Origin of the sequence: Paenibacillus hubeiensis (assembly GCF_032334105.1) — a bacterium.
In the GTDB taxonomy this organism is placed as follows: Bacteria; Bacillota; Bacilli; order Paenibacillales; family Paenibacillaceae; genus Paenibacillus; species Paenibacillus hubeiensis.
In genome coordinates this window covers 311,078-331,335 of sequence record NZ_JAVYAE020000005.1, presented here as the reverse complement: position 1 = coordinate 331,335, position 20,258 = coordinate 311,078, and the positions used below count along the sequence as shown (strand labels likewise).

Annotated in this window: 16 protein-coding genes; 13 read left to right on the top strand and 3 right to left on the bottom strand. The window is 52.1% G+C overall.

Annotation, left to right across the window (positions count from 1 at the left end; translation table 11 throughout):
- Window positions 1–252 precede the first annotated feature (252 nt).
- The 10 genes from alaS to RSX24_RS16660 all read left to right on the top strand — a co-directional run bounded on the left by alaS (window position 253) and on the right by RSX24_RS16660 (window position 12,290).
- The gene (gene alaS / locus RSX24_RS16705) at window positions 253–2,874 is read left to right on the top strand and encodes an alanine--tRNA ligase (RefSeq protein WP_343261236.1); all 2,622 of its coding nucleotides are present in this window, start codon (window positions 253–255) and stop codon (window positions 2,872–2,874) included.
- Window positions 2,875–3,003: 129 nt separating this feature from the next.
- The gene (locus RSX24_RS16700; RefSeq protein WP_036616950.1) at window positions 3,004–3,264 is read left to right on the top strand and encodes an IreB family regulatory phosphoprotein; all 261 of its coding nucleotides are present in this window, start codon (window positions 3,004–3,006) and stop codon (window positions 3,262–3,264) included.
- A gap of 124 nt (window positions 3,265–3,388) precedes the next feature.
- Window positions 3,389–3,805: a Holliday junction resolvase RuvX gene (ruvX, locus tag RSX24_RS16695; protein WP_236415475.1), complete on the top strand. Its 417-nt coding sequence runs from the start codon at window positions 3,389–3,391 to the stop codon at window positions 3,803–3,805.
- Window positions 3,806–3,817: 12 nt separating this feature from the next.
- A complete protein-coding gene (locus RSX24_RS16690) occupies window positions 3,818–4,117 on the top strand; it encodes a DUF1292 domain-containing protein (RefSeq protein ID WP_236415476.1) in 300 nt (99 codons plus the stop codon).
- On the top strand, window positions 4,118–4,432 hold the full coding sequence (locus RSX24_RS16685; RefSeq protein WP_236415477.1) for a DUF1292 domain-containing protein: 315 nt from the start codon (window positions 4,118–4,120) through the stop codon (window positions 4,430–4,432).
- A 75-nt stretch (window positions 4,433–4,507) separates the two neighbouring features.
- Entirely contained in the window at window positions 4,508–5,548 is a 1,041-nt protein-coding gene (gene mltG, locus RSX24_RS16680) for an endolytic transglycosylase MltG (protein ID WP_343261235.1), read from the top strand.
- Window positions 5,549–5,562: 14 nt separating this feature from the next.
- The gene (locus RSX24_RS16675) at window positions 5,563–6,492 is read left to right on the top strand and encodes a peptidase U32 family protein (RefSeq protein WP_343261234.1); all 930 of its coding nucleotides are present in this window, start codon (window positions 5,563–5,565) and stop codon (window positions 6,490–6,492) included.
- A 17-nt stretch (window positions 6,493–6,509) separates the two neighbouring features.
- A complete protein-coding gene (locus tag RSX24_RS16670) occupies window positions 6,510–7,838 on the top strand; it encodes a peptidase U32 family protein (protein ID WP_236415480.1) in 1,329 nt (442 codons plus the stop codon).
- Between the two features lie 231 nt (window positions 7,839–8,069).
- On the top strand, window positions 8,070–10,352 hold the full coding sequence (locus RSX24_RS16665) for a methyl-accepting chemotaxis protein (RefSeq protein ID WP_438286842.1): 2,283 nt from the start codon (window positions 8,070–8,072) through the stop codon (window positions 10,350–10,352).
- Window positions 10,353–10,475: 123 nt separating this feature from the next.
- Window positions 10,476–12,290, top strand: coding sequence for a peptidoglycan D,D-transpeptidase FtsI family protein (locus RSX24_RS16660; protein WP_343261232.1), 1,815 nt, complete (start codon window positions 10,476–10,478; stop codon window positions 12,288–12,290).
- Here the strand turns inward: RSX24_RS16660 and RSX24_RS16655 are convergent.
- Window positions 12,266–13,471 carry an AI-2E family transporter gene (locus RSX24_RS16655; protein WP_343261231.1) on the bottom strand — a complete coding sequence of 402 codons (1,206 nt, stop codon included), beginning with the start codon at window positions 13,469–13,471 and terminating at the stop codon, window positions 12,266–12,268. The genes RSX24_RS16660 and RSX24_RS16655 overlap by 25 nt on opposite strands.
- A gap of 165 nt (window positions 13,472–13,636) precedes the next feature.
- On the opposite strand from RSX24_RS16655, the gene RSX24_RS16650 reads away from it, so the two are divergent.
- Window positions 13,637–15,043 carry a polysaccharide deacetylase family protein gene (locus RSX24_RS16650; RefSeq protein ID WP_343261230.1) on the top strand — a complete coding sequence of 469 codons (1,407 nt, stop codon included), beginning with the start codon at window positions 13,637–13,639 and terminating at the stop codon, window positions 15,041–15,043.
- 118 nt (window positions 15,044–15,161) lie between these two features.
- Here RSX24_RS16650 and ilvD read toward each other — a convergent pair whose 3' ends face one another.
- Window positions 15,162–16,847, bottom strand: coding sequence for a dihydroxy-acid dehydratase (gene ilvD / locus RSX24_RS16645; RefSeq protein WP_236415485.1), 1,686 nt, complete (start codon window positions 16,845–16,847; stop codon window positions 15,162–15,164).
- A 354-nt stretch (window positions 16,848–17,201) separates the two neighbouring features.
- A complete protein-coding gene (locus tag RSX24_RS16640; protein ID WP_343261229.1) occupies window positions 17,202–18,242 on the bottom strand; it encodes an acyltransferase family protein in 1,041 nt (346 codons plus the stop codon).
- A gap of 221 nt (window positions 18,243–18,463) precedes the next feature.
- On the opposite strand from RSX24_RS16640, the gene RSX24_RS16635 reads away from it, so the two are divergent.
- Both RSX24_RS16635 and RSX24_RS16630 read left to right on the top strand, forming a co-directional pair.
- Complete coding sequence (locus RSX24_RS16635; protein WP_236415489.1) at window positions 18,464–19,429, top strand: sugar kinase; 966 nt, start codon at window positions 18,464–18,466, stop codon at window positions 19,427–19,429.
- 88 nt (window positions 19,430–19,517) lie between these two features.
- Window positions 19,518–20,183, top strand: a complete 666-nt coding sequence (locus RSX24_RS16630) for a bifunctional 2-keto-4-hydroxyglutarate aldolase/2-keto-3-deoxy-6-phosphogluconate aldolase (protein WP_236415491.1) — start codon at window positions 19,518–19,520, stop codon at window positions 20,181–20,183.
- Window positions 20,184–20,258 lie beyond the last annotated feature (75 nt).

The following is a 20,258-nucleotide window of genomic DNA, read 5'->3' as shown; positions in this document are numbered from 1 at the left end:
AGTTGAAGCGGCGGAAAGCTGATTTCGGAGTGCAGGACAACCCTGCCGGGAGCGACCGTTACTCGCGTCAACAAGGCGATTGCTTGCACGTTCCCTCCGTAACGGATGGATTGGATGCGAGCAATAACCAGGGTGGTACCGCGATAACATCGTCCCTGAATATATTCAGGGGCGTTTTTTGTTGTTGTATCGGAACAAACCGGGCGATTCCGCACCGGACCAACATATCTTTTTCAAATGGGGGCAGCCAGTATGAAAGCCAGTGAAATCCGATCCAAATGGATAGAGTTTTTTGCAAGCAAAGGTCACAAAATCGAGCCGAGCGCCTCGCTCGTGCCGCACAACGATCCTTCCCTGCTGTGGATCAATGCGGGTATGGCACCGCTCAAGCCGTATTTTGACGGCCGCGAGAAACCGGAGAACCCGCGCCTCGCGAATTCCCAGAAATGCATCCGTACCAACGATATCGAAAACGTCGGCAAAACTCGCCGTCACCATACGTTTTTCGAAATGCTGGGCAACTTCTCGATCGGAGACTATTTCAAGGAAGAGACCATCACATGGGCATGGGAATTCCTGACAAGCAAGGAGTGGATCGGTTTCGATCCGGAGCGCCTGTCCGTGACGGTATATCCCGAAGACGAAGAAGCATTCAAACTGTGGAACGAAAAAATCGGCATTCCTGCCGAGCGCATCATCAAGCTGGAGGACAACTTCTGGGACATCGGCGAAGGCCCGTGCGGACCATGTACCGAAATTTTCTATGATCGCGGCGAAGCTTACGGCAGCGACATGAACGATCCCGAAATGTACCCGGGCGGGGAAAACGAACGTTACCTGGAAGTGTGGAACCTCGTGTTCTCCCAGTTCAACCACAACAAGGATGGCAGCTATACGCCGCTTCCGAACAAAAACATCGATACCGGTGCAGGCCTGGAGCGCTTTGCGTCCATTCTGCAAAACGTGGATTCCAACTTCGATACCGACCTGTTCCAGCCGATGATCCAAAGAACGGCTGCGCTCGCCGGCGTGAAGTACAATGACAGCGTCGAAACGGACGTTGCGCTGAAAGTCATTGCCGACCATATCCGCACCGTTGCTTTTGCCGTGGGTGACGGAGTTCTGCCAAGCAATGAAGGCCGCGGTTACGTCATTCGCCGTCTGCTGCGCCGCGCGGTTCGTTACGGCAAAGTGATCGGCCTGGACCGCCCGTTCCTGTATGAACTTACAACAACGGTAGGCGAAGTGATGGGCGTATACTATCCGGAAGTGGTCGACAAGCAGGAATTCATCGCCAAAGTGATCAAAACGGAAGAAGAACGTTTCCATGAAACGCTCAGCGACGGGCTGGCGATCCTGGCTGACATCAGCAGCACAGCCAAAGCGGAGGGACGCACCGTCATCAGTGGTCCGGAAGCGTTCAAGCTGTACGATACGTACGGTTTCCCGTTTGACCTCACCGAGGATTATGCGCTGGAACACGGCATGACCGTGGACCGCGAAGGTTTTGACGCCTCCATGCAGGAACAGCGCGACCGCGCGCGCGCAGGGCGCCAGGAAAGCGAGAGCATGAAGGTACAAGGCGGCGCACTTGCCGACCTGGAGGTTAAAAGCGAATTTGTTGGGTATACTGAGCTGTTGACGGAATCGAAAGTGCTTGCCATCGTTGCAGGCGATGCGCTTGTCGATTCGGCAAGCGAAGGACAGATCTGCCAAGTCATCTTGGACAAAACCCCGTTCTATGCAGAGAGCGGCGGCCAGGTCAGCGACCAGGGACTGCTGCGCGGAGCAAACGTGACCGCGAAAGTCCAAGGGTTGTTCAAAGCACCGCTGGGACAGCATGTGCACGTCGTGAACGTGGAAGCCGGCGAACTTCGCGTCGGCGATGTCATCAAGGCGGAAGTGGATGCTTCCAAACGCGGGGATATCATCAAAAACCATACGGCAACCCACTTGCTACACAAAGCGCTCAAGGATGTGCTGGGCTCCCATGTCAATCAGGCTGGATCCCTTGTTGAACCGCAGCGTCTGCGCTTCGACTTCTCTCATTTCGGCAGCATTACGGCTGAAGAATTGACGGAAATCGAACGCCAGGTGAATGAGCAAATCTGGAATCATCTGAACGTGAACATCGAGCTGAAACCGATCGATGAAGCCAAAGCGATGGGGGCAATGGCCTTGTTCGGTGAAAAATACGGGGATATCGTTCGCGTCGTTCAGATCGGAGACTACAGCTTGGAACTTTGCGGCGGCTGCCACGTAAACAATACGTCGGAGATCGGTTTGTTCAAACTGGTGAGCGAAAGCGGAATCGGATCAGGCGTGCGCCGGATCGAAGCCGTTACGGGCCGTGGCGCATATATGTATATGGAGAGCCAGTTGGATCTGCTCAAACAGTCGGCAGCTTTGCTTAAAGCCAATGTAGCTGACGTCCCTAAACGCATCGATGGCTTGAATCACCAATTGAAAGAAGCGGCAAGAGAGAACGAATCGCTGCAAGGCAAGCTGAGTGCCATGGAAGCCGGCCAATTGACGGATCAGGTCGTTCAAGCAGGCAATACGCAAGTGCTCGCCGCTCGCGTTGATGCGCCAAGCATGGATGCACTGCGTACGATTGCGGACGAGTTGAAAGTGAAGCTGCCTGAAGCTGTGTTAGTACTGGGTGCGGCTGTAGATGGCAAAGTCAATTTCGTTGTTGCCGTGCCGGCCGAGCAAGTGAAACAAGGCCTGCATGCAGGAAAAATCGTCAAGGAAGTTGCCGCGGTATGCGGCGGCGGCGGCGGCGGACGTCCGGACATGGCGCAAGCCGGAGGTAAGGACGCATCCAAGCTGGAGGAAGCGCTCCAATTGGCTGTTTCGCTCGTTAGCAAATAACAGACAAGCAAAAAACATATTTGTCGGGTCCTTTATTTACTTGTAGGAGTCAGAATATGTTATTATAGAAGCAGTAATCAATTCGGCAGAACATGGTCCCCATGTTCATGCAGAAGTGAGGTGTCATCAATGGACTCCATGGATAAGACGGTTAAATTCAACGTGAAGGGTGATGAGCAGGAAGCTTCCTCCAAAGAGATTCTGCTCACGGTGTATGATGCCCTGGTGGATAAGGAGTACAATCCGATCAACCAGATCGTCGGGTACCTCATTTCGGGTGACCCCGCCTACATCCCTCGTCACAATAATGCGCGCAGTCTGGTCCGAAAAAAAGAGCGCGATGAGCTCATTGAAGAGCTTGTTCGTTCTTATCTGGCCAATCACCGGTAAAGGATATCGCTCTTTCTGCATTGCATCCAAGCAGGCAGGAAGAGCATAACCGACAGAAGACAGCCTGGAGCTTGAGAAGGGAAGGCGTTTTCCCCTAAGCAGGCTTGAGGATGGGAGAGCATCGATGAAAATACTAGGTTTGGATTATGGGGACCGAAGAATCGGAGTTGCCGTCAGTGACGCCTTCGGTTGGACTGCCCAGGGATTGGAAGTGCTTGAACGCCGCCGTGATGAAGGCGAGTTTGGTCGAATTGCCGAGCTTGTGCGTGAGCACGAGATTGGTGAAATCGTCGTAGGGCTCCCCAAAAACATGAACGGCACCGTAGGGCCGCGTGGCGAACTTTGCATGGCGTTTGCCGAGCGCCTGCGTGGCGAATTGAATTTACCCGTTCACCTTTGGGATGAACGGCTGACAACGATGGCAGCAGAACGAACGCTGCTCGAAGCGGATGTCAGTCGCAAAAAACGCAAGCAGGTTGTAGATAAGATGGCTGCCAGCTTGATTTTGCAAAACTATTTGGATGCAAACAGTACAAGGTGAGGGGGATCAACAATGGCTGAAGATCGACTGGGTATGGAAGAAGAATCGGAGATTATTTACATCGCGGATGATGAGGGTAATGAAGAGGAATTCGAAGTCATCATGAAATTTGAGGTGGACGGTTCGGAGGCCAAGTACATGATGGTTGCTCCGGTTGAACCCGAAGATGGCGAAACGGATGTTTATGCATTCCGTTACGAGGAAGAGGGAGACGACATTAAACTTTTCGTGATCCAGGACGATGCCGAATGGGAAATCGTTGAGGAAACCTTTAATACATTTCTTGCAGAAGATGAAGAGGAAGCGAACTAAATGACAGAGTACAGCCGCAAAGACCTAAAATGGACAGATTCGCTGCGTTTGGCTTATGGTGCCCACGTTGAACTCGAAGAAGAGAACGGTAAATCGCATCCGTATGACTTGCTGGCTGAATTTGAGGTGAAGGGTCAGCAATATGCGGTGCTTCGCAGTTCACTGCGGCCATACGACGAGGTAGAGCTCTTGCGGGTTTTGCCTGCCAAAGAAGGCCAGGTCATGCCTGAACTGGTTACCATTGACGACGATGACGAGTGGGAGAACATTTCGGAGCTGTATGATGAATGCACACTTCCGATTGATGAAGATTGATCAGCTTCAAATTGTAGAAACCGAAAGGGCGGAGCAGTCCGCTCTTTTTGGTTGTGTAGAGGAGTTGTGTCTTTTTTGAAAGGAAAAGCGATTATAGTCATTCTGCTTATGATCATCATTGCCGCGGGAGGGGCCGGCACATATGCCTGGAGTTTGACACGCCCAGTCCAGGCTTCGGAAACGCCGATCACGCTGGAGATTAAGAGCGGTTCGGGAACTTCGGCCATTGCGGACCAACTGCAGCGGGAGGGGTTGATCCGGAGCTCGCTTGCATTTAAAGCCTATTTGAAATGGAAGAACCAGGGTTCAAATTTCATGGCAGGCACGTACGCGATGAATCCCGGCGTGACCTTTGATGAAATTATTAGCAAGCTCAGCAGCGGTGATGTTGTGCCCGAGGAAATGGTGAAATTCACCATTCCCGAGGGTTACACGATACTGCAAATGGCGGACAAGCTGTCCGAGGAGGGCATCGTGAACCGGGAAGAATTCATTACATTGGCCAATGAGCCGTCCGCATTCGACCTGGACCTCATCAAGGATGCTCCTGTGGACGAAGAACTGCGTTACGTGTTGGAAGGATATCTTTTTCCCGAAACGTATGAGGTGAAAAAGGATAGCTCCACCCATGACGTCATGCAGCGCATGATGGAAGAGCTGGAGACCCGGCTGCAGACGATTCCCGATCTGGAAGCGAAGCTGAAGGAGCGGGACTTGTCTCTGCATGAACTGTTGACCGTTGCCTCGCTCGTTGAACGGGAAGTTGTAGTGGACAAGGAACGTGCGCTTGTGGCCGGCGTGATCTATAACCGGATCAACCGGGACATGAAGCTGGAGATCGATGCGACGGTGCAATATTTGTTGGACAAACCGAAGGCAAGGCTGCTCTTTGCCGATCTGAAAGTTCAGAGTCCTTATAATACGTACCTGAACAAAGGACTGCCGCCGGGACCGATTGCGAGCCCAAGCTTGGCGTCCATTAAGGCGGCACTGGAACCGCAAGCTTCGGACTACTTGTTCTATGTGACCAAGAAAGACGGCTCCTCGGAGCATCTGTTTGCCAGAACGTACAAGGAACATCAGCAAAATATAGCCAAAAGTAAGGCTGCGCAATAAGCGGAGGGATGGAAATGAGTAACAGACATGAGCTGCTTGTCACGGCAGCCAATGTAAAGGAAGCGGAGGCTCTTCTTCAGGCCGGGGCGGATGCCCTGCTCATCGGAGACGATCGGTTCGGGATGCGCCTTGCGGGGAGCTTCAACCTCGAGGAAACGGCAGAGGTGGTTCACATCGCCGCCAAACACAATGCCCGTGTGGTTGTATCCATGAACAACCTGATGTCGAACGAGCTTTTGAAGGAAATTCCCGAATATGTGCAGGCTCTGGGGCAAATCGGCATTCATGCGGTGGAGTTTAACGATCCGTCCGTGCTCCGCGCCGTGCGCGAGCTTGCTCCGCACATCAAGCTGCATTGGAACGCCGAAATGACTTCCACAAACTATGCGACCTCCAACTATTGGGGAAGCAAAGGGGCTAGCCGCGTCGTCTTGGCACGCGAGCTGAACATGGACGAAATCACCGAGATGATGCCTTATTTGAAGGTGGAAGCCCAAGTGCAGGTTCACGGCATGACGAATATTTATCATTCGAAGCGCAGCCTGGTACAGAGCTACATGGCTCACCAAGGCCGTCCCGTGGAAGGGGATTTGGGCAAAGAAAGAGGCCTTTTCCTGATTGAGGCAGAGCGCCGCGATGAGAAATTCCCGATTTATGAAGATCTGAACGGTACACATATCATGAGTTCGGAAGATATCTGCATTTTGGAGGATTTGCATCTGCTGATGGAGGCGGGGGTGCATAGTTTCAAAATCGAAGGCATCCTCAAACCTCTCGCTTATAATGAAGCGGCCGTACGTGCCTATCGTGCGGCAATCGACAGCTATCAGGCTGATCCTGAAGGTTATGAATATCGGGATGAATGGCTGGAGCGGGTGCGTGAGCTGCAGGACCCCGAGCGGGAGTTGTCTTTTGGCTTTTTCTATAAGGAACAGGTGTATTAATGAAAGAGGTGAACGTTATGGAAGCAGTGGCGGTCAAACGCAAATTTTCAGGCAAACGGAACCGCCTGGACAAACCGGAGCTGCTCGCTCCGGCAGGGAATTTGGAAAAATTGAAATTCGCCATCCACTACGGCGCGGATGCGGTATACATCGGCGGTCAGGCCTACGGTCTGCGCTCCAACGCCGACAATTTCAGCTTCGAGGAAATGCGCGAAGGCGTGGAGTTCGCTAACAAATACGGTGCGAAGGTATTTGTGGCGACTAACATCTATGCGCATAACGAAGATATCGAGGGCATCGAGGAGTACCTGCAAAACCTGTACAACGCGGGCATTGCTGCCGTCATCGTGGCCGATCCGGCCATTATCGAAGTGGCTCAGCGGGCGGTTCCGGGCCTGGAGGTGCATTTGAGCACCCAGCAGTCGACGCTGAATTGGCAGGCGGTGAAGTTTTGGAAAGAGGAAGGATTGCCGCGTGTCGTCCTTGGGCGGGAAACCAGCTTTGAGGAAATCGAAGAAATCAAAGCCAACGTGGATATCGAGATTGAGGCATTCATCCATGGAGCGATGTGTTCTTCATATTCGGGACGCTGCGTATTGTCCAACCACTTTACGGATCGCGATTCCAACCGGGGCGGATGCTGCCAGTCTTGCCGCTGGAAATATGACCTGTTCGAGGATGCGCGCGAAGACGCGGTATGGGTTAGCGAAGAGGAGATGCAGATGAAATCGCCTGCGCCATTTAAGCTGGGTGAAAATCAACTGCCGCTCTTCCAGGAAAATGATAATGCATTCTCGATGGGGTCGAAGGATTTGTGCATGATCGGGCATATTCCCGAGTTGATCGATGTCGGCGTCGACAGCTTCAAAATTGAAGGACGCATGAAATCGATCCACTATGTGGCGACGGTCGTTAACGTATATCGGCAAGCGATTGACGCCTATATGGCTGATCCGGAAAACTACGTGCTGAAGCCGGAGTGGGTCGAAGAAATAAACAAGGCAGCCAATCGTCCGCTGAATACCGGCTTTTTCTATGATACGCCGGATCATGAGGATCATATCTATGAGCCGGAAGAAAAAGCGGTGCCTTATGATTTTGCCGGACTGGTTTTGGATTACGACGCCGCTACGGGCATCGCAACCATTCAGCAGCGCAATCATTTCAAACCTGGGCAAGAAATCGAATTTTTCGGTCCAGGGGGCACGTTTTTCAAACAGGTGGTCGGCGAGCTTCGCGACGAAGAGGGCAATGTTCTCGATGCGGCACGCCACCCGCTGCAGCCTGTCAAAATGAAGGTGGATCAGCCTGTATCCTATTTTGACATGATGAGAAAAAAGAAATAGGCTATATTTCCTATGAATGAACAAAATAATGTTATAAAATAACAACATTGTGTTATAAATTGCGCTGAAAAGACCTCCGTATATCGGCAAACGGGGGTCTTTTTTTTATAGAAAAATAGGAAAAAAGTTGTAAAGAAATTTTACAAAAGGAGAGGGGAAAGGGGAAAGTTGTCGAATAAATAAACATTATAGGGGAGAGAAAAAATACAACAAGTAAAAACTGGCAGGTGAATGGGATTGGTCCAAAAGAAGCAGAAAGACAGCGGGGAACAATTAGGTAAATCGGTACAGGAGAAGAGGGAGAAGAACACAAAGACACCCAAAGAAAATATATTCAAGAAGGTGAAGCCGTTAAAAGGCAAGGCAACGGGTGATGGACAAAGCCCGAACGAAAAGCCTCTTAAATCAGGCTTGGGCAAGCTTCGCTTGAACAAGATCGAATGGAAACAGGTGGGGGGGACGACGTTTTCCCAGATCAAAAAAGCAAACCCGATCAAATCGGTGGGCGTGAAGCTGTTTTTGGTCTTTTTCACGGCCATTATGGTCTTTGTGGTAAGCTTGGGCCTATTGTCCTATTCCAAGGCAAAGGGCACGATTGAAGAAAACGCTTCACGGGCAAATCAGGAAACGATCGATCAGACCAAGGAGAAAATGGATATCATTCTGGAGCGGTTCGTGGATACGTCCACGCAGATTTTCTTTGATCCGGAAATGCAAAGTTTGCTGCAAAAAATGGGCGATAAAAATTTGTCGGCCTACGATAGTTTCATCAATTCAAGCTCCATCAATAAACAGTTGTCCAACGTTGCATTTACAAACAAATCCATGGAAGCGATTTATCTGGTGCCGACGGATGAAACGAAATCGACGATGGGCACGGGCGGCAACAGTTCCAGCGTGGCCAATATCCGCAATGAACCTTGGTATGCCGAGATTACCGAATCCGGCGGATATCGCTGGCTTCCAACGGAAGTTCCGGAAGACGGAGGCACACCAACGTTCCGCATCGCCCGTTCCATGAAAAACCTGCAGGGCTCCAGTTTGTCTTATGTGCTCATCATTGAGCTGAAGCTGGAAGTGCTCGAAGAGCAGCTGAAATCGCTCAACCTGGGTGAAGGGGCCATTCTGCAGCTGATTGCTCCCGACAACAAAGTGGTGGCATCCAGCATTTCCGACCGAACTGGAAAGGAAACCGAATTATCCTTTGTGAAGGACCTGACCGAAAATACCGGAAGCGTTAATGCTTCTTATACGCTTGACGGAAAATCCACGGAAATGCTCGTTGTGTACAGCACGATGGACACCTCGGGTTGGAAACTGATCGGCATGGTGCCAACGTCCATGCTGGTCAAAGACGCCAAAGGCATTCTGACGACGACGCTGTGGATGGCTTTGGTTGACGCAGCCATTGCGGTTTTGATCGGCATGTGGATGGTACGCATGATTGCCCGTCCGCTCGCCAAATTAAAGGATTTGATGCAAGAAGGAGCGAAGGGAAATCTGAGAGTGCGAACACCATTCACTTCGCGTGATGAAATCGGCCAATTGTCGTCCGCCTTCAACCTCATGATGGAGCAGATTACCAATCTCGTCGAGCAAACCAACCGTTCGGCCCGCGAGGTATTGGATACCGCTACCGAATTGAGCAGCGCTTCGAAGAAAACGGCGATTTCCGCTTCGGAAATTGCTGTCGCCACGGAGGAGATTGCCGGCGGAGCGAGCAGCTTGGCTACTGAAGCCGAGCGTGGCAATGAATTGACCGATAACATTTCGACCCAGATGGCCAGCGTGATATCGGCTAACGAACAGATGGGGCAATCCGCTCGCCATGTTGAACAGTCCAGCGAGCAGGGAACGCGGCATTTGAATCAGCTCATGACCAAAACGCAGAAGACCGAAGAAATGATTGGCGCACTCGTCAAAAAGGTCGATTCCCTTAAAGATAGCACGTCGTCCGTGCTCAAAGTGCTTGAAGTACTGCAAAACATTACGAAGCAAACGAATATTTTGTCCTTGAATGCGACCATTGAGGCCGCCCGAGCCGGAGCGGCAGGCAGAGGATTCATGGTTGTGGCGGACGAGGTTCGCCAGCTTGCGGAGCAATCCAGAAAATCCATCGACATGGTCGGCGAGATTGCCGACAACATTATGAACGAGATGAATGCAACGGTGGAAGCACTGTCTGCCGCGTATCCTTTGTTCAAAGAGCAAATGGATGCCGTTAAAGACACCAACGTCATTTTTGACTCGGTTCAGCAGCAAATGGGTGCTTTCGTTGAACGTCTGGATTCCGTGACGGATTCCATCGAGGATTTGAATGAAGCTCAAACGACGTTGTCCGAAGCGATGAGCAACGTAAGCGCAGTGGCAGAACAATCTTCGGCAACGTCCGAAGAGGTTGCTTCACTGAGCAGCGAGCAGCAAAACATCAGCAACCAACTGGTGAAACTGTCCGAGAAGCTGGAGAACGTCTCCGCCGAACTTAAAGATACATTGTCCCGGTTTACAGTCTAATGTGAGCTGTTAACCATTTCATTTCACGCCGTTCCGGCATCATCCGGAACGGTTTTTTTCTTTTCCGAATAATCCCAGTTTGGATGATGGATACTATCCCAAATGATGAGCAAGAGGCAGGGGATGATTATGGAACGGCAGCGGAGAATTTGGATCGGATGCATGATGTTGACGGGGTTGATCGCATTGCTTGTGCTCCGGCTCGGGTGGATTCAAACGATACAGGCCAATCGGGTCGTACCGGGCTTTCAACATACGCTGCGGGAAATGTCCGTATTGCAGCGGGAGCGCGGGGTTATGCTCGATTCGGGAAGGGGGCATTTCACGGATTTCCAGGGCAGGCCGATCACGGGAAATATGCATTGGGGGCTTGTGCTTTTTCCATCCCCCAACCCGTCAGGAAAGAAAGCTGCTGCTTCGGCAAACCATCTCGCCGCAGTGAAGTTGGCGAATATTTTGCATACCGCCCCTGAACAAATCTTAAGCGAATGGGAGCAAGGACATGCTCCCCATTTCTGGACGGCAGGCAAAAATGCTCCCGCTCCGTTAAATGAGCGGCAAATATTGCGCATTCGCCAATTGAAACCGGCCAACGCCGAGGTTTATCCGATGATGACGCGTTACGAAGGATTACAACGTTCAGGCATGCAGTGGCTCGGCTATTTGGCTGAACTGCCAAACGAGGCTGGAAAGCTGCAAGGTCACCGGGATGAGGTCAGGCAGCCTTTTGCTTTAAAACGAGGTGCAGCCGGACTGGAACGGACGTTGGAGCCGTTGTTGATGGGGGTCGGTCCCACGTTGTTGACCAGAATGGTGAATGGAGCGGGGGAAGCCATTCCAGAACTCGCTCCTCGCGTGATTGCACCCCATAACGGCCATTATCCGTTAAAAGTCGAAACGACCATCGATGTAGAAATGCAGCATAAACTGGAGCAGATGGCCGAGCGCTCCGGCATGAAAGAGGGGGCTGTTGTTGTATTGGATGCGGCGAACGCCGATGTACGCGCCATGGTGTCCATGCCGTTCTATAATGCTGCCCACGTCGATCCTGGGCAATCTTTCTGGGCCAATCGTGCCGTAAAGGAGGCTGCGCCCGGTTCCATCTTCAAAATCGTGACGGCGGCGGCAGCGCTTGAAACCCATGCCGTATCGGGCAAAGAGAAATTCCATTGCGAAGGCGATTGGGGGAAATATGGCCTTTCCTGTTGGAAAGAACACGGGCATGGTACGCTCAATCTGGAGCAAGGGTTTGCCCGGTCCTGCAACATCGTTTTTGCCGAGACGTCCGAACGACTCACGATGAAACAGCTTGAACGCACTGCGGATGAGCTTGGTTTGGCCCGAACAGTTGGATGGGAACACAAGCAAATGGCAGGCATGCCGCTCTTGCGCCATTTTGACCACGAAGATGCGGGCAGGGTCAGTTTGCCGACGGTTGTCGCGGATGATGAGGGGGCTAGGGCACAAACGGCAATCGGGCAGCGAGACACCCGGGTTACCCCGCTCCAGGCGGCCAACCTGGTCGTGACATTGCTGCATGAAGGCGAAGTGAGAGCCCCGCGACTGGTCCAGCGCATTCGTTATGCCGATGGAGGAACCATGCTGGACATGCCCCTGCAAACGTCGCCGTCCCGCTTCGGGCGCATCTCCCCGTCGACGGCGCATCGCCTGCTCACATGGATGGGCAAGGTGGTCAGCGATGGAACGGGAAAATCCCTGCAGCGCGCCAGATGGCATGTTGCAGGGAAGTCGGGCACCGCTCAGGTTGTTCGGAAGGGCGAGAAGTTGAATCATCAATGGTTTATCGGCTATGGGCCTGTGGAGCAACCGCGTTATGCCGTTGCCGTATTGGTTCAGCATGTGAAGCCAGGTGGTCGCCATCAAGCGACGGATTTGTTCCGTCAAGTGATGGATTATTTGTCCGAATCCTCTTCATGAGCTTGGGACGCTGCGGAGAACTCGGCTGGGTCACCCTCAGTCCCGGCTCTGGTTCCGCTCTCGTGAACAGGGGTGTCCATGACAAGAGGGGACGAATCGAACTCGTCTTTAGGCAGGTGAATCCATCGTTGAAGGTAGCCCTGCTGCAGCAGCTCTTTGAGCAGGATCAACAGCACCGGAGACAGGACCACCCCGGCTATGCCGAAAATCGAGAGCGAGATCAGCATGAAGGAAAGCATCAAATACGCGGAAGATACCCCGATGGAATTTCCGGATATTTTGGGCTCCAGCAGTTGGCGTGTCAGCATCGTCACGGCCAGCAATACGATTAACCCTATGGCTAGCGAACTGTCCCCCACTACGAAAAGATAGGCAATCCAGGGAATGAACACAACGGGCACGCCGAGCAGAGGCACAAGATCGACGACCGCGCATATAGCTGCAATGGTGAATGCGTTGTTCGTTCCCAGGATGAGCAGTCCAACGTAAATAATCACAAAGGTGATCAGCATCATGACGACCTGTGCCTTCAGGTAAGCACGAATCGTTTTGAAGACGTGGTTCCGCATGAAATCCGCGGCATTCTTTAACGTTTTTGGCGTCTTGGTTCGCGCAAAATTGCGCCAGGATTCAATCTCGATGCTAAGGAAAAAGGCCAATATGATCGCAATTCCAAAATTGGTGATAAACGTGGAAAATGACGTCAAAAATCCGATGATGTACTGTGCACCGTTCGTGACCCAACCCGAGAGAAGGCCTGTCAGCGTAGCAAAGTAATCGTTGATTTTTTCCATGATCCCGTCGGGCAACGCATCAGACGTATCCTGCGTCCAGATGACAAGGCTGGTAAATTCTTTTTGAAGCATCGCGATGTACGTAGGGAAGCTGCCTTGCAGATTGGCAATTTGCGACACGATAATCAACCCGATCCCAAAAAAGGCAGCCACAATCAGAGCCAAAAATAACAAAACCGATATAGCAGAACCGGCAGCCTTGGGCAATCCCTTCCGGTGCAAGAACCTCGCCAAGGGTTCGATCATCCAATATACAAGAAAGGAAAGGAACACCGGTGCGGCGAGCTGATATAATCGACTAAAACCGTACATGATAAAATACACTGTCAATATCAGAAGTGCGATGTCAAACACGGTTCGTCCATATTTTCGGTACAACGGAAGCATGGGCTTTACTCCTTTGTCATGTCGTTAATCCATTTATTGTACACGATAGCCTTGTTTTTGGAAATCGGCATTCAAGAAAAGTGTGAACTGTGATAAAATTAAAGGTGGTTTACTTTTCATAGTCATCATTTAGGCAATTCAGCATTAGAAGCGGGGAATTCAAGCATGACAAATTTACTTCAGAGCATTTTGCTGTGGCTTTTGTACATCTCAACGTTTTATGCCTTTATTCCGAGCCTGATCAGTCGCATGTTCGGTTTGCGGGTATTCAGGCGTGGCAAAAGCGATACGGATTTTTCCTTGACTTTCGATGACGGGCCAGATCCCGTCTATACGCCAAGGCTGCTTCGGTTGCTGAAGCAATATGACGCCAAGGCAACGTTTTTTGTCGTAGGGGAGCATGCTGCCAATCATCCGCAGCTGATCCGGGATATTTATGAGGAGGGACATCTTCTCGGCATTCATAACTATATCCATAAAACCAATTGGTTAATGCGGCCTCGTACCGTTCAGGAACAGATTCGGCGTACCGGTCAGATCATTGAGGAGATTACTGGGGAAAAAACGTGTTTTTACCGTCCACCGTGGGGCATTATGAATTTGTTTGATTTCTTCAGCAAGAAAGATCGCCAGATCATTTTATGGTCGTCCATGTTCGAGGATTGGAAAAGCCGTGTAGGTGCCAAAAAGCTGACAGAACGTATGCTCAAGGAACTGCGGGCCGGTGAAGTCATGCTGCTGCATGATCGCGGCACGACATTCGGAGCGGACGCGAATGCTCCGGAACAGATGCTGCAGGCGCTTGAGGTCGTATTGCAGAAAGCACAAAAGCAGGGACTGCGAAGCGTTCGCATCGATACGTTGATGAGAGGGGGCAAAGAAGTGGCGGTATCCCGAAATGGACAACAGGAATCGGCCAAACCACTCACCTTATGGAAACGAATGATCGTTGCTGCATGGCTCGGTTGGGAGAAAGTGTTTCACTGGGCCTACCAATTGCGGACGGCATCGCCAAAGGACCCTATGCTTCATTATCGAACACGGGTGTATCATGGGGCTCAGATCGAACTAGAAGGCGGAAAATGGCTCCGCAATGGCGATCCGATGATCGAGCTGCATTTCGACAACAAAAAATTGTTCGAACTGGGCAGCACCTCTCGCTCCAGCATGCATTTAGCCATACGCATGATCCGTACGATGGAACAACAGTTTCCGGATCTGGCACGCCAGATCGCGGCGGATCCCGAACTTTCATCCGCAAAAGCGCTGTATGGCGTGAGCATGATCAATCGCGGACCGGAGAAGTTTGGTTTTACGGTTCGCGATTTGCCGCCGGGGCCGTTCAGTTCTGCCTCCAAAATCTATCTCAAGTTGTTGTTAAGCGTCATTCATCCTTCCGGCACGAAGCGGCTGCGCGAGCGATCGGAACAGCTTGTGCCCAAGTTGATTGTGATTCCCTTAGAAGACCTGCTGCAACGTTACGGCCAGACGGAATTTGTTGCAGCGAAGGCAAAGGAAACGGAAGAAGAGTTTGTTGCTCCCGAAAACGATATATTGGCAGAGCGGAGCTAAAGCACGCTGCCCCTGCGCTGAACAGACGAAAAAGGCTGCCCTTCATTCTGATGAAGGAGCAGCCTTTGTTCGTTTCGGTGTGTTGTGAAGCGGACCCCTAAAGATCCGCTTCGCCCGATTAAATTTTTAATACACCGCCGTTGCTGGCGTTGGTTACGAGTTTGGAGTAACGGGCCAGGTAACCGGTTTTTACTTTCGGTTCAAAGCCTTTCCAGCCAGCGCGGCGAGTTTCGAATTCTTCGTCGCTGATGTGCAATTGGATCACGCGGTTATTCAGGTCAAGCTCGATGATGTCCCCATCCTCAACAAAGGCGATCGGACCGCCTTCAGCCGCTTCCGGAGAGATATGACCGATGCTGATGCCGCGGGATGCGCCGGAGAAGCGTCCATCCGTGATCAAGCCGACTTTGGCGCCGAGCCCCATACCAACGATTTGGGAGGTAGGAGCAAGCATCTCAGGCATGCCCGGGCCGCCTTTCGGTCCTTCGTAACGGATAACGACGACATGACCCTCTTTGACTTTGCCGTTGGCGATGCCATACAGTGCATCATCCTGGGAGTCGAAGCAGATTGCAGGGCCTTTGTGATAGCCGCCAACCGACTTGTCAACCGCACCAACTTTGATGATGGCGCCTTGAGGGGCCAGGTTACCGAACAATACGGCCAAGCCGCCTTTTTCGGAATGGGGGTTATCCAGCGAATGGATCACGTTGTGATCCAGAATCGGCGAGTTTTCCACGTTTTCCCGGATCGTTTTGCCTGTTACGGTGATGCAGTCGGCGTGGATCGCACCCGGTTTTTTGAGCAGCTCGTTCAGCACGGCGCTTACGCCGCCCGCATTATGAACGTCTTCGATGTGAAGATCGGATGCAGGCGCAAGTTTGGCCAGATGCGGAACGCGGTTGGCTACTTCATTGATGCGTTCGATCGGGTATTCAAGACCCGCTTCGTGCGCCAGCGCCAGCGTATGCAGAACCGTATTCGTGGAACCGCCCATGGCCATATCCAGGGCAAACGCGTTGTCGATCGCTTCCAGCGTAACGATATCGCGAGGCTTGAGGTCCATTTTGATGAGTTCCATCAATTGTTTTGCAGACTGTTTAACGAACTCGCGGCGTTCAGGAGCTACCGCCAGGATGGTACCGTTGCCCGGCATAGCCAGACCCATCGCTTCGGCGAGGCAGTTCATGGAGTTGGCCGTGAACATGCCCGAACAGGAGCCGCAGGTAGGACAACCGTACTGTTCGAGTTCCAGCAAACCTTTATCGTCGATTTTGCCGGCTTGATAAGCACCTACGCCTTCGAATACGGATGTCAGGGAGAGTGCTTTACCGTTGCTGTCGCGTCCGGCTTTCATCGGACCGCCGCTGACAAACACAGTAGGAATGTTGACGCGCAGTGCGCCCATCATCATGCCTGGCGTGATTTTGTCGCAGTTCGGAATACATACCATGCCATCGAACCAGTGAGCCGATACAACGGTCTCCAAGGAGTCCGCAATGATATCGCGGCTTGGCAGCGAGTAACGCATGCCGATGTGTCCCATCGCAATGCCGTCATCGACGCCGATGGTGTTGAATTCAAAAGGAACGCCGCCAGCTTCGCGGATGGCCTCCTTGACGATTTTACCGAATTCCTGCAGGTGAACGTGTCCTGGCACGATATCGATGTAAGAGTTACATACAGCAATGAACGGCTTGCCGAAATCCTCTTCTTTGACGCCCGCCGCGCGGAGCAAACTGCGGTGAGGTGCGCGGTCAAAACCTTTTTTGATCATATCGGAACGCATCTTCTTGGCTGACATGGTGTATTCCCCCCAAATATATATTGTGATCGAGCAACATGAATGGAAATAAAAAGGCAGTGCATCTGTCGTTTAATTTCATCTTGTACTCTAAAAAATAGACCGGTTTGGCCGGTATCAGGCTGCCATCGTTTAAACATTCCTTTGCTGCTTTAAACTCATGAAAAGCCCGGTTTTTCTATTGAGTCTATCACAATCGTCGTCATATTTCTACATTCAATAAGAAAGAAGCCGTCTGCCCAATTTACTGGGGCCCGGCTTCTTCTGGATGAAGCGAAGTGTTTCAAACATTGATGGGTGGAGCGCAAAAGCTTTAAACAGCTTCCTTCTTTGCTTTATCTTTTGCAGGCTGCATCAGGCCGAACGCTTGAAAATGTGGTGCCGTTTCAATGAAAAACGAGTCAAATCCGGTTCGACCAAAGGACGAAACGTTTGCCGAACGGCCGGATGGGCGAGCGATATCGCAAACAGAAGAGCCACCGCGATGACGACCGGAATATACAAGCTGCTCTCAATCTGTCCAAAGATGCCAGACCAGACGGCCAAGCGGACGATAAAGCCGTGCAGCAGAAATACGTACAGCGTTCTTCGGCCGAGCTCGGTCATTCTGGAGGTCATGAACGGTACCCACGCAAGAAACACGGCGGCCGAGACCACCTGCAGCCCGTAAATGCCAAGCCGGTAAAAACCTGCATACCATTCGCGGTGTCCGAGTTCCATATAAGTCATGTTGCCGATCAGCCAACCATACCCCACCCGTGGTCCGCCAAGTAAGAGCCATATCAGCATACCGGCCGAAAATATGGCGGCGAAGCGTCGTCCCCAGCCTGAACGCAGACGGGAACGGATGCTGCTGCCGTAATCGTATCCTATAATGAAGAAAGGCAGGAATACAAAAGTGCGGCTGAAGCTAAGCCAAAATCCGTCCACAGGCATGTACCCGGCAAGAACGCCGAGCAGGATGGACGCCGTCAAGCGGTGCACGGGTTTCCATGACAGGGTGAGCCGCAGCAGGAGCCTCCAGCAGAAATGGCTTGCCAAAAACCATAACAGCAAATAGGGAGCAAAGAAGGAAAGCCGCATGTGCGGCGTATGGAATAACGTATAATCCATCAAGGAATACAACGATTGAAACAGGATATATTGCAATGCGATGTGCGCCAGCGTGCTGCGCCCGGAAGTTCCCCTCAAGGAAGGTTTGGCAAAATATCCGGTCACCCAGACGAACAAAGGCATATGAAATGTATAGATCCAAAAGAAGAGTGCTTCGGCTTCTGCAAAGCGGGCGACAAGCGGTTCCAGCGCGTTCCCCACAAGTACGCATACGATGAGCAGAAAGCGCAGGTTATAGAAAAAGGATTCTTGATCATCGCGAAGTCGAATTCCGCCATTCATGCTGTCGCCCCCCAGTTGACTCGTCATAAGCGAGTCTTTTGCATCTGTATTAAGGGTAATACGGAAGTTGTGTATTGATTGTGATATAATTCACAAGGGAAAGCGCTATCCATTCCATGAACTGTGACAACAAAATGAACGGCAGGGATTGACAACGGTTACATCGAACATGACAATGGTAAAAGAAGATGAGGATTGTAAATATAGGGAGGAAAGAGATCATGCCTGTTATTGCTTCAGGAAGTCCCGAAATCATTACTTTCGGCGAGAGTATGGGATTGTTGACGGCAAAGGATACGAGAGGGCTGGAATATGCGGCTTCGCTGGATAAATCGTTCGGCGGTGCGGAGAGCAATCTGGCGATCGGCGTATCCCGGCTTGGACATACAAGCGGCTGGTTTGGCCGCCTTGGCAAGGATCCGATCGGCCATATGATTTTGAAGGCGATCCGCGGCGAAGGCGTGGACGTTTCGAGAGCCCGCATGAGCGATGCGGAACCGACGGGTTTGATGATTCGTGAGAACGCTTCCGGCAAAGCTTCCGTCCACTATTATAGGAAGCTTTCCGCCGCCAGCGCAATGACGCCGGATGATCTTGACGCGGATTATATCGCCGGTGCCAAAATATTGCATGTCACCGGCATTACGGCCGCCATCAGCGCGTCGGGGCTGGAAACGGTGGAGGCAGCCATACATATCGCCAAACAGGCTGGCGTGAAGGTGAGCTTTGACCCGAATCTGCGCCTGAAGCTATGGTCGGCCGAGGAAGCCCGTCCCGTGCTGCTTCGGCTTGCCGAGCAGGCCGACTACTTTTTGCCGGGGCTGGACGAGATGAAACTGCTTTACGATGAAGATAGCGATGCCAAGGTGTTAGAACGACTGTCCGCCATGAATGCAATCTGCATCGTGAAGGGCGGACCCGATTTGACCTATGCATTGGTCAATGGTACCCTAACGGAAGTTCCGTACTTCAAGGCAGATCACGTGCTCGATACGGTGGGTGCGGGGGACGGTTTCTGTGCCGGATTTTTGACGGGCATCCTGAAAGGGTATACTCCCCAGGAAGCGACAAGACTGGGTAACCTGACCGGTTCCATGGTCATTCAGGCCGTGGGTGACTGGGAGGCTTTACCGACCTGGGATCAGGTGGAGGCCAAATTGAACAACGTGGCTCATGTTGAGCGTTAGTTGTTGCTGAAATCATGCATGTCTCATCTTCTTTTTTGAAAATGTAAGGGATGTACCGAACAACCACATGGACAAGGGAGAGAACGAAATGAAGAAGCTTCAGCTGCTGCAGAAAATTACGGAAAATGGCGTTGTCGCCGTATTACGCGGCGATTCCGCCGATCAGGTCATTGCCATGGCCGAACAGGCCATTGCGGGCGGCATCAAGGTAATCGAGATTACGATGACGGTGCCCAGCGCCCTGAAAGCTATTGAGAAACTGAGCCGCATGTATCACTGGAATACACAGGATCCCGAAAAGTTTGCCATCATCGGGGCCGGGACTGTCCTTGAAGCCCAGACGGCGCGTGCAGCCATCATGGCTGGGGCCGAGTTTGTCGTTGGACCGTCCTTGAACCCCGAAACGGTGCAGATCTGCAACCTCTATCGCATCCCTATCTTGCCGGGGGTGATGACGATTGCCGATGTTCAGCGGGCGCTTGAGCTTGGCGTGGACATCGTGAAGCTGTTCCCAGGCAATCTGTACGACCCATCTATCATCAAAACGATGAAAGGCCCGATGCCGCAGGCGAATTTCATGCCAACCGGCGGCGTTTCGCTTTCCAACCTGGGAGACTGGATCAAAGGGGGAGCGGTGGCCGTGGGCATCGGGTCCGACCTGACCAGCGAAGCGGTCAAAACGGGAGATTTGAGCCATGTGCGGCGGAAGGCGGAACAATACATGGACGCTTATCGCAAGGCCAAGGCCGAATAGAACGGAAATATGCGAAGACGAGGGCCATGCGGAAGCTTTGGCTCTTGTCTCGCGGAACCCGGTACCAGCGATAGC

Coding starts and splice junctions, on each gene's coding strand:
- alaS (WP_343261236.1), top strand. CDS start 253: ATGAAAGCCAGTGAAATCCGATCCAAATGGATAGAGTTTTTTGCAAGC.
- RSX24_RS16700 (WP_036616950.1), top strand. CDS start 3,004: ATGGACTCCATGGATAAGACGGTTAAATTCAACGTGAAGGGTGATGAG.
- ruvX (WP_236415475.1), top strand. CDS start 3,389: ATGAAAATACTAGGTTTGGATTATGGGGACCGAAGAATCGGAGTTGCC.
- RSX24_RS16690 (WP_236415476.1), top strand. CDS start 3,818: ATGGCTGAAGATCGACTGGGTATGGAAGAAGAATCGGAGATTATTTAC.
- RSX24_RS16685 (WP_236415477.1), top strand. CDS start 4,118: ATGACAGAGTACAGCCGCAAAGACCTAAAATGGACAGATTCGCTGCGT.
- RSX24_RS16675 (WP_343261234.1), top strand. CDS start 5,563: ATGAGTAACAGACATGAGCTGCTTGTCACGGCAGCCAATGTAAAGGAA.
- RSX24_RS16670 (WP_236415480.1), top strand. CDS start 6,510: ATGGAAGCAGTGGCGGTCAAACGCAAATTTTCAGGCAAACGGAACCGC.
- RSX24_RS16665 (WP_438286842.1), top strand. CDS start 8,070: ATGGGATTGGTCCAAAAGAAGCAGAAAGACAGCGGGGAACAATTAGGT.
- RSX24_RS16660 (WP_343261232.1), top strand. CDS start 10,476: ATGATTATGGAACGGCAGCGGAGAATTTGGATCGGATGCATGATGTTG.
- RSX24_RS16655 (WP_343261231.1), bottom strand. CDS start 13,471: ATGCTTCCGTTGTACCGAAAATATGGACGAACCGTGTTTGACATCGCA.
- RSX24_RS16650 (WP_343261230.1), top strand. CDS start 13,637: ATGACAAATTTACTTCAGAGCATTTTGCTGTGGCTTTTGTACATCTCA.
- ilvD (WP_236415485.1), bottom strand. CDS start 16,847: ATGTCAGCCAAGAAGATGCGTTCCGATATGATCAAAAAAGGTTTTGAC.
- RSX24_RS16640 (WP_343261229.1), bottom strand. CDS start 18,242: ATGAATGGCGGAATTCGACTTCGCGATGATCAAGAATCCTTTTTCTAT.
- RSX24_RS16635 (WP_236415489.1), top strand. CDS start 18,464: ATGCCTGTTATTGCTTCAGGAAGTCCCGAAATCATTACTTTCGGCGAG.
- RSX24_RS16630 (WP_236415491.1), top strand. CDS start 19,518: ATGAAGAAGCTTCAGCTGCTGCAGAAAATTACGGAAAATGGCGTTGTC.